A 14425-nucleotide genomic window follows, 5' to 3' on the forward strand; every position below is an offset into this window, starting at 1 on the left:
ATCGCTATATTTTTCAATCAGCCAATTTTAGTGTTATAATGTAACTAATCAAGAAATGAGTTTACAACTTTAGTTAGTTGTCTAAACAATAAAATCACGTAAAAGTACACTCTTTAGACTATATAAACAACACCTAAATATCCCTTTTAGTTCGGAATATTTAAATTCAGTTAAAAAAACGTTTTCACAACTTTCCTATAAAACACAAAAATGGGTAATCTTTCGACTACCCATCAAATATAATGTGTTTATCACAAATAATTTATATATAGTAAAGATTATTCTCTGAAATAAATTCTCCTAACCCTCGATGATACAGAAGTTAATACCTCGTAAGGAATAGTATTAATCTTTTTAGCCTGGTCTATAACAGATAATTCATCACCAAAGAGAATTACCTCATCACCTTCTTTAATATCAAGCCCAGTAATTTCGATCATAGACAAGTCCATGCATATATTGCCGATAATAGGAACCAGATGCCCGTTGACCAGCACATGCCCATTTCTATTTCCAAATTGACGGCTCAAACCATCTGCATATCCTATACGGATAGTCGCAATAGAAGCATCGTGATCAAGGTCTCCCCTTCTACCATACCCCACAGTTTCACCTTTTTTGAGATGTTTTATTTGTAAGATCGTAGTCTTAAGCGTACAAACATTACGTAATCCATCTAATCCACTGGCACTGATACCATACAAGCTAATACCTAAGCGCACCATATCCATTTGCTCTTCGGGGAAACGTTCGATCCCTGCTGAGTTAAGAATATGTCGCCAAATAGTATAATCCAATCCATCTTGCAATGCAGAAGCAAGCTTTTTAAATAACGAAATCTGTTGTGTTGTAAAATCGTCAAATGCCCAACTTTCGCTCGCTGCTAAGTGTGAGAATGTTGATTTCACTTTAAGAGCTTGTTGCGATTTCAAACGCTCTAATAATAAAGGTATATCTTCTTCAGTAAAACCAAGACGATGCATACCTGTATCCATCTTTATATGAATAGGAAAATCGGAGATTCCCCTGCGTTGTGCTTCTTTTATAAAGGCATCGAGAATCCTGAAATTATAAACTTCGGGTTCGAGATACGATTCAAATAATTGATTAAAACCCGATACCTCAGGGTTAAGTACAATTATAGGAGTCTTTATTCCTGCTTTTCTCAAGACAACCCCTTCTTCGGCAATTGCTACTGCAAAGTAATCACATTTATGATATTGAAGTATCTTAGCTACCTCTTCGGAACCCGACCCGTAAGCATCTGCTTTAACCATACAGATAATCTTGGTATCAGGATTCATTCTCGAGCGGTGGAATTTAAAATTATGAAGTATAGCATCCAGATTTATATCCAACACCGTCTCATGATTCTTTTGCTCTATGAGTTCGCTGATACGTTCAAATTCAAAATGACGTGATCCTTTTAATAAGATCGTTTCTTCATGAAATTCGTTCCATATTCCGGAAGAAATAAAATCTTCTGTAGAATCGAAGAAAATATGAGGAATATTCGCAAACAACTTTTGCTGATCCGAGATATGATGACCGATACCAATAATCCGACCAATACTAGCAGAATCTGCCAGATCTGAAACTGATTTATATAAAGCCTCATCCGAAAATCCTGATTGCAATATATCAGAGAGAATAAGAGTTCGTTTCGGAGAATCCTCAGCAGATTGTTGCCCTAAGAAAGACAGTGCAATCTTCAACGAGTTGATATCCGAATTATATGTATCGTTTACAATGATATTATTATTCTTGCCTCTACGTACATCCAAACGCATAGCTACCGGCTCAAGCTGTTTTACTTTTTCCTGTATAGTTTCGATAGATGTAGTCAAGTATAAGGCAGCCGCTATACTGCTGGTAACATTTTCGACAGAAGCATCATCTGTAAAGGGTAATTCTACTGTAAACGGTAAGCCAAGAAAAGAGTAAGTAATAAAAGATTTAGCTTCGAGCTTTTCAACCTTTAGTATAAGTAAGGGACTGTTAGATCGATTGTTATAAGACCACGTAAAACTTTTCTGAGACAGACAAGTAGCCTCCATACATTCATCAAGAAGTTTATTACCCTCTTCACAAATTATAACATCGCAATTGACAAATAACTCTAATTTTTCGAGACATTTTTGCTTCAAATTCTTGAAGTTCTCTTGGTGAGCATCTCCAATATTTGTAAAAACACCAATAGTCGGCTGTATTATTTTTTGCAGACGAGTCATTTCATTAGGCATAGAAATACCAGCTTCGAAAAGTCCAAGTTCTGTATTTTCATTCAATTGCCATACCGATAAAGGAACTCCCAATTGAGAGTTATAACTACGTGGCGATCGGGTGATATTCTTCTCTGAACCTAACATCTGATATATCCATTCCTTTACAATGGTTTTACCGTTACTTCCTGTTATAGCAATAACAGGGATATTAAAGTGTTCGCGATGAAAAGTTGCTACCTTTTGTAAGGCAAGCAAAGAGTCCTTGACATGTAAAAGATTTATGTCTTTAAGATTCTTCCATTCGGATTGAATAGTTTGTACAACAAAATGTCGTACACCCAGATTGTATAATTCATCAACATACTTATGCCCGTCGTTGTTTGCCGTCTTCAAGGCAAAGAACAGTGTCTCTCCGGGATTAAAAACTTCGCGACTGTCGCTCAACAAATGACTTATGGGCGATTCGGGATTGTTTACCTCTTTTATTTTTAATGTTTTGGCAATTTCAGAGATAGTATATATCATTTCTATATTTAGTTTTTTAGAACTCTCAGTTTACTTCAATAAGCAACTAATCAAAGTCTTTTATGTTGAAAAATAAAGCAGCAAATATTTACTCGGTTTATGTTCTCTAGGAGAGTTTTTTCTCGAGTAACAAAAGCTCCTTTTCACAATCAAAGTAAGGATATTTATTTCGTAAAGATTTGACCTTTAACAAAGTTTGTTTTAAAAATTGTTTATGATCCTCCGTCTCTTCATTAAAAGGTCGATGACCAATTGCCCTACTTATATTCTGCCATTCGACACATAATTTTCGGGTCTCTTCATCTAAATAAGTAGCAGTAAAAATATCCCATATATATTGTATAGCTACATCATTGGGATGAATCATATCTTCGGCATAAAACCTATAATCTCTCAACTCATCCAAAACGATTTCATAAGACGGAAAATAATATAGATTGGAAAACTTATTCATCAACTCATCAATAGCCAGAAGTAAAACAGCTTTACTCAATTGATTATTGTGTGCCCCATCTTTCCAATGACGAATAGGACTTACAGTGAATAAAATTTTCAAATCGGGATTAATCCTTAAAGACTCTTCTATAAGTTTAGTCCATGAAAAAACAATTTCCGATACAGAAAGTTTATACCTATCAAAAATATTTGATGGTTGCTTATGGCAGTTGGCAACAACGTTCTCCGTTTCTTTGAGATTAAAAGCATAGGCTGTACCAAAAGTAACGAGAAGAATTTCTGCTTCCTTTAAATCAGCAGAGGCTTTTTCCCTAGCCTCATTTATAGTTTTAAGAAAGCTATCTTTATCAGGACTGGAAAATACACTGTGGTGAAAATAAGTTCGGTAAATTCCGTGATGATGAAAAATATCATCTTCTGTAAAAACTCTATTTTGCTGTAACATCTCTATTGCCTGCGCGATAGAAGCGGGATTGTAAAGTACGCCGAAAGGATTTACATTGACCGAAAATTTATTTTCGAGAAGTTGTTTCCCTATATTTTCGGCAAAGCAAGACCCAAACAAAAGTATTTTTGTCTGATGATTAATTCTTAGTTCTGATTTTGGGACTTCAACCTTTTTCCTGAATTCCATTCAAATAAAATTCTAAAATAAGTAACATTCAATATAACTAAGTTTGGTTATTCTACCTATCAAAGAAGTAGAAAGGCTTATCTCGTCAATATTCTTTTTCGTTAGCCAAGTTCCAGGCATTCAAATAAGAGGCTTTAGTTATCTCAACTAATTTTTTCCAATTTATTTTCGAAGCCTCATCGCTTGGTTTGTGATAATCGGGATGCCCATCGGTATGATACCAAATAATCGGGACACCTGCCTTTGCAAAAGAACCATTATCGCTTCCTCCCACAGGCTTATCCCAAGGCGTGTAATTAGGAGTCAATTGCAAATTATATTTTTTGATATCGTCTTTCAGCCATTTACCAAAAGCAGGATTAGCTTCGGTATAGAAATAGACTACATAAGTAGGATTAGACTCATCGGTATTACGACCTATCATATCGAAGTTTAGATAGCCTTTTACTTGATTGATAAATTTACAGTTTTGTGTAAAATATTTGGAGCCTAATAAGCCATCTTCTTCTCCATCCCAGAATGCAAAAATCACATTACGCTGTGGTTGAACTCCACTCTCTACAAAAGCTTTCGCAATCTGCATTACAGCCGATACACCAGACGCATTATCGTCAGCCCCGTTATATATTTGATCGCCCACCAAATTTGTATCCATCCCCAGATGATCGAAGTGAGCTCCTACTATCACATATTCATTTTTATTGACTCCCGGAATCATTCCCAGAACATTTCGCAGATTTAAAACACGATGAACTCCTTGTTTATATTTAGCGATTGAATCGGGATTTACCTGATATCTTTTCTTTTGTTTAAAATCTTCACTATATGCCTCAAATGCTTGGAAATAAGTATCACTTAAAGGCTGAATACCTAAAGCTGTAAGATATGAAGCCAAATATTCGGAAGCAACTTGTCCTCCTAAAGCTCCTGCTCCACGCCCTTGAAGAGCATCACTTGCCAAAAAGCCAACTGCAGCTTTTGCCTCTCTTTCCGAAATGGAGTTTAGTCCTTTTTCGATAGGCTTTTGAGCAAAAATATTTAATAACGAAACACTTAATAATAAAACAGATAAATAAATTTTCATGATAATAGGTTTTCGGGATAAAGTAACTTTATCCTTACATACAACGAATCAGGTCTATGACTTAGATTTTACTTCAATAGATTTAAACTTATCACGGTTAGATGTAACCTGTTTTACATACTGAACCACTTCCGACCCTCTAAGGTAACCGTTTTTGCAGACAGAATCATTATAATATTCGGGTTTACTTTTTAGCTCTATATATTTTTCAACATGCCCATCCCATATATACGGATTGTCATTGTACTTCCGAGCCAATGCCTGAGCGTCTGTAACATGCCCGTTACCACCATTATACGCTGCCAACACAAACTTGAGTCGCTGTTCTTTATTCTCTATTTTAGCAAACATCCCATCTAATTTATTTATCAGCTCAGCCCCCACTTTTATACTTAGTTCAGGATTTTTAAGATCATCTCCAGAGACTCCAAAGGCTTTAGCCGTACGAGGCATCAACCCCATTAATCCCACTGCACCTGCCCATGATGCAACCTCAGGTTTAAAACGCGATTCTTGATATGCTACTGATGCCAACAGATGCCAATCGTATCCAGATATAGCTGCATATTTCTTGAAAATCTCATCATAAAGCGAAACATGCCCTTTAGGGACATTGGCTAAGACATTTAAATCAAAATCGGGTTGTTTACTTAACTCGAAGTATTTTTTCAGAATAGATTTATACTCTCTGGTCTTACTGTTCTCAGCAAACCATTCGTTCAAAGCCTTTCCTAGTTCGGGTGTATCTTTACGAACAGCCCATGAAGAACGTTGCTCGAAACTTAAAGGGAGAGAAACATCAATATTACGATAGTATGTTTTATTCAGTTTAGCAATATATTCGTCCGCCACTGTGTAGTCGATCTGTTTTTGAGCAACCATTTGGATAAGGTCTTCCACCGTTACCGTATCTTTCTCAACATCTTTAATAACAATACCATTACCCAACTCAGCATCTAGATTGAGTAATCGTTTATGATACTTCGTGTTATGTTTTATGTAAACTTCTTTTCCTATCAATTGAGTAACATCAGTTACCATCGAATCTTTCTTATTTGTTCTTTGGACTAATACTTGATGCGAAACTTGCTCCAATCCACAATAGAGAATAGAATCTTTCAGTTCGTTTTGTACAGAAATAGGACTGGTTATTAAATCTCCCTCACCATTTTGAAGCATTTCGATAAGTCGTGTTGCGTTTTCGGCAACCTTTACATTTAGTTTTAGACCATAATAATCGCAAAATTCTTTTGCCAGATCATAGTCATAACCCATCGGCTCATCTTTGTAGATAAAATATGAAGTAGAACTACTTAAGGTAATAATATTTAGCTCGCCCGACTCCTTTATTTGCTCAAAATCTCGAGTCTGAGGCTTCTGCCCTCCACAGCTGCAAAAGACGGCAATCATACCTATTAAGAATACAAAATAGCTAATCTTCGACATCATATTCAACTTATTAAAGGTTTTAGAGCTATTATAAATATCGTCGCAAATATAATATTTTTTAGTTAACAGATTATCAAACTCTAGAAAACGGATAAGAGACTGTTATTTAAATCAGTAAATAAACTTGAAGCTTTGTTAATCTTGGGTTGATCAGATCAAAACCCATCTTAGAACATACTAAGAATCAAAACAGGTATAAATAAGAAAGGTGACATTTCTGTCACCTTTCTTTAGTCTTATTTTGATCCAGCTATTTACTTCGCAATAAACAAGCTCTGAGATTTACCTTTTCTGAAAATCATAGCATCATTACGTTTACCTTTACGAAGAGCTTTTTGTTCCTCCTCTGGTAGCATAACTACACTTCTACACCCATCGCAACAACATCCTTTCATTGCCTCGGCACACTCGGGACATTGGATAAACAAAAGGTGACAACCTTCGTTCGCACAATTGGTATGTGTATCGCAAGCTTTACCACACTGATGACAATGTGCAATAACATCTTCGGTAATACGCTCACCTAAGCGATTGTCGAAAACAAAATTCTTTCCGATAAACTTACTGTCTAGTCCTTCGGCTTTTACTTGTCTTGTATATTCAATAATACCACCTTCCAATTGATAGACATTCTTAAAGCCCTGATGCTTGAAGTAAGCACTGGCCTTTTCGCAACGAATACCTCCAGTACAATACATCAACAGGTTTTTGTTTTCTTTATGCTCTTCCAGCATTTTGTCTATAATAGGAAGAGATTCTCTAAATGTTGTAACATCAGGAGTTACAGCTCCTTCGAAATGTCCTACTTCGCTTTCATAATGATTGCGCATATCCAATACCACAGTATTAGGATCGGCCATCATATCATGAAATTCTTTAGCCCTAAGATGTACACCAATATCGGTAACATCAAAGGTTTCGTCATTAAGCCCATCTGCCACAATCTTCTCGCGAACTTTAATCGTAAGCTTTAGAAAAGATTTGTTGTCATGCTCAACTGCCACATTCAAGCGAATATCTTTCATAAACGGATAAGTATCCAGATAATCTTTAAAAGCTGAAATATTGGCAGCAGGTAACGATAGCTGAGCATTGATGCCTTCGTTAGCTACATAAATACGTCCAAGCACATCTAGTTTTGACCACTCAAGAAAAAGCGAATCTCTAAAAGCTTGAGGATCAGCTATATGAGCATAAGCATAAAAAGAAAGTGTGAGACGTTGAACTCCTGCTTCATCTATCAGTTTGGCTCTTTCGTCAGCGCTCATCAAATTGTACAGTTGCATATTATACAATACATTAAATGTAAATAATCGTTAGAATCATTCTAAATAAAGAGACAAAAGTAAGTGCAAAAAACAAGAACCGATGACTATGAGTCATCGGTTCTATCTATATCTAAATCTAAACAGGTTGTAACCTTAGAATTGTTGCATGTCGCACAGTTTACGATAGTATCCGTTAAAGTCATACAACTCATTGTGATGACCTCTCTCTACAATACGCCCTTCGTGCATTACGCATATCTCATCAGCAGTTTTTATAGTAGATAGTCGGTGAGCAATAACGATGGTGGTACGATTACGCATCAAGTTCTCAAGAGCCTCCTGAACCAGTCGTTCCGATTCGGTATCAAGAGCAGAGGTTGCCTCATCCAGAATAAGTATCTGAGGATTTTTAAGAATCGCACGGGCAATACTTACACGCTGGCGTTGTCCTCCCGAAAGCTTTCCTCCACGATCACCAATATTAGTATCGTAACCGTTTTCAGTTCCAACAATAAAATCATGTGCATTAGCTATTTTAGCAGCCTCTACAACATCTTCCATAGTAGCATTATCAACTCCAAAGGTGATATTATTAAAGAATGTATCATTAAACAGAATTGCCTCCTGATTCACATTCCCCATCAAAGAACGTAAGTCAATTATTTTTGCATCTCTAACATTAACTCCATCTATTAAGATTTCGCCTTTATCAACATCATAAAAACGAGGAAGTAGATCGACCATTGTAGATTTACCTGAACCCGACTGTCCTACAAGAGCAATAGTTCTTCCCTTAGGAATTACGAGGTTTATATCTTGCAACACCCAATTGTTTTGGTATTTAAACCAAACGCCTTTATATTCTATTTTATCATTGAAAGGTATTTGTACAGGATTCTCTGGATCAGTTATATTACTTTCTGCTGCTAGTATTTTATCTATACGAACCATAGACGCCAACCCTTTCTGAATAGCATAGGCCGATTTCGAAAATTCTTTAGCCGGATTTATGATACTGTAAAACATCACCAAATAAAACATGAAGCTCGATGCAGTTATAGAAGCATCGTGTCCAAGAATAAGATTACCACCATACCAAAGCACAATAGCAATAGTCAACGTTCCAAGAAACTCACTCATTGGATGAGCTAATTGCTGACGACGATTTATCTTATTAGACATTCTGCGCAAATCATCACCACCTCTGTGGAACCTGTCAGTTACTTTTTTTTCTGCATTAAAAGCTTTTATAATACGCAATCCACCTAAGGTTTCTTCGATTTGAGCCATTAGCTCTCCCCATTTTTCCTGGGCTTCTGTAGATTGACGCTTTAAAGTCTTCCCTATCCTACCCATTATAAAACCTGATACAGGAAGTAGTATCAACACAAAAATTGTTAGTTGCCAACTGATAACCAACATCGTTGTGAAATATACTAAAATCAAAATAGGATTTTTGAAAAGCATATCTAAAGAACTCATAATTGAGTTTTCTACTTCACCAACATCACCTGTCATCCGACCAATAATATCACCTTTTCGTTCTTCCGAGAAGAAAGACAATGGAAGTGATAGTATTTTGTCATTTATCTGATTACGAATATCTCGCACTACACCTGTACGTATCGGAATAAGGAAAAAAGAACTTAGATAAGTAACTCCAACCTTTACTAAAGTCATACCAACTAAAGCCAATGCCAGAATAAACAAAGTAGAGGAAGCTCCGTATTGCTCAATGTAGTTAGCACTCAGATAATAAAAGTTATTCTGTGCAACTCCCATTATAGATTCAACTTTCTGAAAAAGAGTTGTTGCGTCTGGGCTAATCCAAGGCATGAATTCATATGTATCCTCATTTATTTTAAAAAGGATATTAAGAATCGGCACTATCAAAGCAAAGGATAGTACATTCATTAACGCCGACAGGATATTGAAGACAAAGCTGAGAATAAGCTCCCTTTTATAAGGGGGTATAAATCGGCGAAGAATACGTAAAAAATCTTTCATATAGGAGTCTAAGTGAATAAAAGGATCTAATCCTACATTGATAAAGATAAACCATCTTTATTTTATAAGACCTTAGATCTGTGACCTTAAAACAAGCCCGCAAGTTAGTCATAATTATTTTCATCCAAAACACAATGTTTGGCGATCTTATGAATCATCCATATATTTGCTTATAAAAAACAAAAGAATGATTAGATATATCCTCCTTTCTCTTTGTATATTATATAACCTGACGACATTCGCCTCGGATGGATACATGTTCAGAATACAACTCAAAGACAAAGGACAAACAACCTACTCTATAGACAAGCCCGAAGAGTTTCTTTCGAAGCGTGCAATAGAGCGTCGCCAAAGACAGCACATCAGCATTAATGAAACGGATATACCGATTTCATCGACATATATTAACATCATCGAGAATTTAGGATGTAATGTAGTCGCAAGAAGTAAATGGCTAAGTACAGTTAGTATTTATTGTATAGATAGCTCATTTGTCGATAAAGTAAAAGAGTTAGATTTTGTAAGCAACGCAACTTTCGTATGGAAAGGAGACACAACCAATACCGCAACAAAAGACATTGCAAGAAGCAAACGCACCGTTATTAAATCTGAAAGTGAATACGGATATGGAGAAGATCAGATACGAACAGTAAACGGTCAGTTTCTACACAAGGAAGGATATAGAGGTAAAGGCCTTGAAATCGCTGTTATTGATGCAGGATTCAGAAATCTGAATGAGCTCCTACTTCTTGATAATATTTCTATAAAAGGATTTAAAGATTTTGTATTTAATGGCGACGATATCTTTAAAAGTAGTGATCATGGGTTGAAAGTATTATCAGTTATGGCAGCAAACCGCCCTAACATATTTATAGGAACTGCACCCGAAGCTAAATATTGGTTGTTACGATCAGAAGACAGTCGATCAGAATTTCCAATCGAAGAGGATTATTGGGCAGCCGCAGCCGAGTATGCCGATAGTATAGGGGTAGATATAATAAACGCTTCGCTTGGCTATCACACATTTCATGCCCCTGCACAAAGTTATACCCACGAACAACTCGATGGAAAGACTGCTTATATCACTCAAGCTGCCGAAATAGCCGCATCCAAGGGAATATTTGTAGAAATAAGTGCAGGAAATGAGGGTTCAAACTCGTGGAAGAAAATAGCATTTCCAGCAGATGCAGATAACGTACTTACTGTGGGAGCCATAGCCCGAGACTCTACCATTGCATATTTCAGTTCAGTAGGTCCTACTGCCGATGGAAGGATAAAGCCCGATGTTGTAGCAGTAGGATTAAGCACAGCAGTAGTAGCCAGTTCGGGAGAAGTAGAACCTGCACAAGGTACATCATTTTCAGGACCCATAATGTCAGGATTAGCTGCCTGTTTATGGCAATCAGCACCTAATCTAACTAGCTTAGAGTTGCTTGATATTATCAGAAAATCCGGAAACAGATACAACAACCCCGATAATTACTACGGATATGGCATTCCTAATATGAAAACCGCATTCCTTTTGGCAGGAAACACGCCCACAGGAATAGAAGAAGAAGCTATGAATAACGAGCCATTATTCGACATAAAATCCGATAGTATCGGACATTTTAGAGTTTTCAGAAATAGGGAAAGCAGCAATAGCACATATACAATTAAAGTTATTAATCTTGACGGGAAAATAATTCTCACAGATACTTTGAGTGAACAGGAACAAGACTTCCGATTACATGATTCTTCTAAACAAGTAAGAATTATCACAATAACAGGAACAGGTGTAAAGGAATCGTATAAAATTATTTTTTAAGCTCACACATAAAAATGGAACAAGCAATAATCTCATTATACGAACTAAACAATCTGGTAAGGGGTGTAATAGCAAATACATTCTCTCAATCTTTTTGGATACGTGCCGAGATGAGCGATGTGCGAGTCAATCAAAATGGTCACTGTTATCTCGAATTCATCGAAAAAGACAGCCAGAACCGAAATATTATAGCCAAAGCACGCGGAAGTATCTGGTCTAATGTTTTCAGGCTTCTAAAAGCCTATTTCGAATCAGAAACAGGGCAAGCTTTTGGTACAGGATTAAAAGTACTTGTTCAGGTTAGTGTAGAGTTTCACGAACTATATGGCTATAGCCTCAATGTTCACAACATAGACCCGACTTACACCCTAGGTGATCAGGCTCGTACCAGAGCATTAATTATAAAGCAACTCGAAGAGGAAGGGGTTCTAACCCTCAATAAAGAATTAGAACTACCCGATATTGCAAATCGGATTGCCGTTATATCATCTCCAACAGCCGCGGGATACGAGGATTTTTGCAATCAACTGGAGAATAATGCCGATCAATTCGCATTTTACACTCATTTATTCCCTGCGATTATGCAAGGAGAACGTACAGAGGCATCTATCATATCGGCACTTGAACGAATTTACGATCACATAGATAAGTTTGATGCTGTGGTTATTATTCGTGGAGGAGGGGCAACATCCGAATTAAGCAGCTTCGATTCGTATCTACTGGCTGCAAACTGTGCACAATTTCCTCTACCCATCATAACAGGGATTGGTCACGAACGAGATGATACCGTACTAGATGTAGTAGCTCATACAAGAGCAAAAACTCCTACTGCTGTTGCTGAATTCCTGATAAAGAGAATACAATCGGCAGCTACAATTATGTATGATCTACAAGAATCGATCGTAACATCTACAAACAGAAAAATAACGGAAGAAACGGTATTTTTGAACACACTAGCCACCCATTTCTCATATATAACGAAAGACAGGACAAAAGATCAACTCAACAAACTGAATACTTTTTCAGACAGATTGAGGAACGCAGCAAGAAGGGTAATCCAAGAAGAAACACATAAGCTGGCAAACAGAGAGCAGCTCCTTAAACTTATCTCTCCCGAAAACATACTTAAGAAAGGATATACTCTTACTACAAAGGGAAACAAAATTGTAAAAAGTGCAGCAGATCTTCAATCAGGAGATCAAATCACAACCTTATTTTATGACGGAGAAACAGCATCTGAAGTTAAGTAGATATTTTAGGACAGAGGTTTACGGCGAACTATGCGAATAAAATCATCCATAACCTTAGAACCTAAAACTTTCAGCAAAGCCAAGTATATAACAGTGCCAATTAGTGCTTGAAAAATTACAAGAAGCAACATACTATTTATCAAAAATGATAGAAAATAAAGAGGCAAATATGAAATCATTGCTATCAAGACATAAGGATAGATATCTCTAAACACCTCCACTATTTTATAATCAATTGTCTTTCCTGCAATATAATAACCAATAAAAAATGATACTACAAGCGTAAAGCTTGCACCCATAACCACAGCATTCACTCCATAATTTATGGTTATTAATATAATAAGTATCGAAAGAACGTTACGTATAAACTCAATAGTCAGTAATAACCCCGACTTACCTAAAGATTGCAGTAAAGAAGACAACAAATAAAACAAGGGAACTACCGACCCACCAATTACCAATATTCTGAGAAGGGGAATTACACCTCTAAATTTTTCTTGCAGAACCACCAAAACAATGGGTTCTGCTGCTACAATAGTAAGTATGGCAATAGGGAAACAGATAAAACTAACGATTCGAACAATCTTCCGAAAGGCACGTTTCTTCCGCTTTAAATCGTCTCCAAAGTTATTTAGAAGAGGAAATGCCACCCCTTGCAAAGTTGAAGCAATAACAGATTGAGGAATCTCGTTCAATTTACGAGCCTGAGAATATAAACCTGCATCAGAGAAAGAAAATCTCTTACCTATAACCAAAGCATAGATATTGGCTATAATTTGATTGAATAAAGAATTCAATAATAATTTGCCACTATATGAAAACATGGATCGAATTCGTTCAAAGCTGAAAGATACTTTAGGATACCATCTCACAAAAAGCCACAATAAGAGCGAACGTAAGAAAGCCTGTACAACTTGTTGCACAGCCAAACTCCAAACACCATATCCTTTATACGCCATTCCAATTGCAATGATACCCGACACGACTACTGAAATAAGTGAAACCTGAGTATTTACACGAAAATTCATTTCTCTAACCAGATGCACATTCTGAACAACACCTAATGCATTAAAGAAAAAAGCTAAGAATAAAAAGCGAGATAAGTTTTGAAGCTCTGGTCTATTGTAAAAATTAGCAATTACAGGGGCAAACAGAAAAAAGAGAATATAGATTACTATACTTATCGAAACATTAAAATAGAAGATCGAAGCATAATCAGTTTCATCAACATCCGACTTTCTGATCAATGCTGAAGAGAACCCACTCTCTTGCAACAAATTAGCAACTGTAACAAAAATAGTCAATACAGCAATTAAGCCGAATTCATCGGGACTAAGCAAACGTGCAAGGATGAAGATGAACACAAACTGAAAAATTTGTTGTCCGCCCTTGTCCATAAAGTTCCAAAATAGAGCTGAAACCGTCTGCTCCTTCAATGTTTTTGCCATAACCGCAATCTACTACAAAAATGAATAGAAAACAAAGGTAAAAAAACGAACTAAACCCTAAGCTTAATTAAACTTTTCTTTTAGAAGAAGAAATTTTATTGAGTAAATAGCTAAACTAAAAAGAGCTGATAATTATCCAAAACAGTTCTTATTTTTGAAAGAAAATCCCTCGACAAATAAGTCCATAATCAGAAATAGTAGATGTAAATATTAAATATTTATTTTCTAATTATTTCACTAATTATTTTTTCAAGAATTTCAGACAATTATTT

General features: G+C 36.2%; 9 protein-coding genes. 2 read left to right on the forward strand and 7 right to left on the reverse strand.

Annotated features, from left to right (window positions below; genetic code table 11):
• Positions 1-278 precede the first annotated feature (278 nt).
• From HGC4_RS10725 to HGC4_RS10750, 6 genes are all read right to left on the reverse strand, one after another.
• Positions 279-2750: a bifunctional UDP-N-acetylmuramoyl-tripeptide:D-alanyl-D-alanine ligase/alanine racemase gene (locus HGC4_RS10725; protein ID WP_050710133.1), complete on the reverse strand. Its 2472-nt coding sequence runs from the start codon at positions 2748-2750 to the stop codon at positions 279-281.
• A 106-nt stretch (positions 2751-2856) separates the two neighbouring features.
• Complete coding sequence (locus tag HGC4_RS10730; RefSeq protein ID WP_050710134.1) at positions 2857-3840, reverse strand: GSCFA domain-containing protein; 984 nt, start codon at positions 3838-3840, stop codon at positions 2857-2859.
• A gap of 85 nt (positions 3841-3925) precedes the next feature.
• Positions 3926-4924, reverse strand: coding sequence for a M28 family metallopeptidase (locus tag HGC4_RS10735; protein ID WP_050710135.1), 999 nt, complete (start codon positions 4922-4924; stop codon positions 3926-3928).
• Between the two features lie 54 nt (positions 4925-4978).
• Complete coding sequence (locus tag HGC4_RS10740; protein ID WP_087880165.1) at positions 4979-6370, reverse strand: MltF family protein; 1392 nt, start codon at positions 6368-6370, stop codon at positions 4979-4981.
• Positions 6371-6627: 257 nt separating this feature from the next.
• Complete coding sequence (locus HGC4_RS10745; RefSeq protein ID WP_050710137.1) at positions 6628-7659, reverse strand: oxygen-dependent tRNA uridine(34) hydroxylase TrhO; 1032 nt, start codon at positions 7657-7659, stop codon at positions 6628-6630.
• A 135-nt stretch (positions 7660-7794) separates the two neighbouring features.
• Positions 7795-9648 (reverse strand): ABC transporter ATP-binding protein, encoded by a 1854-nt coding sequence (locus HGC4_RS10750; protein ID WP_050710138.1) that lies wholly within the window; start codon positions 9646-9648, stop codon positions 7795-7797.
• Positions 9649-9835: 187 nt separating this feature from the next.
• Between HGC4_RS10750 and HGC4_RS10755 the strand changes: the two genes are divergently transcribed.
• Together HGC4_RS10755 and xseA are read left to right on the forward strand one after the other, a co-directional pair.
• Entirely contained in the window at positions 9836-11455 is a 1620-nt protein-coding gene (locus tag HGC4_RS10755) for a S8 family peptidase (RefSeq protein ID WP_082204148.1), read from the forward strand.
• Positions 11456-11469: 14 nt separating this feature from the next.
• Positions 11470-12705, forward strand: coding sequence for an exodeoxyribonuclease VII large subunit (gene xseA / locus HGC4_RS10760; protein WP_050710139.1), 1236 nt, complete (start codon positions 11470-11472; stop codon positions 12703-12705).
• Positions 12706-12710: 5 nt separating this feature from the next.
• Here the strand turns inward: xseA and HGC4_RS10765 are convergent, their stop codons facing one another.
• Positions 12711-14153, reverse strand: coding sequence for a lipopolysaccharide biosynthesis protein (locus HGC4_RS10765; RefSeq protein ID WP_050710140.1), 1443 nt, complete (start codon positions 14151-14153; stop codon positions 12711-12713).
• Positions 14154-14425 lie beyond the last annotated feature (272 nt).

Source organism: Dysgonomonas sp. HGC4 (genome assembly GCF_001261715.1).
In the GTDB taxonomy this organism is placed as follows: Bacteria; Bacteroidota; Bacteroidia; order Bacteroidales; family Dysgonomonadaceae; genus Dysgonomonas_A.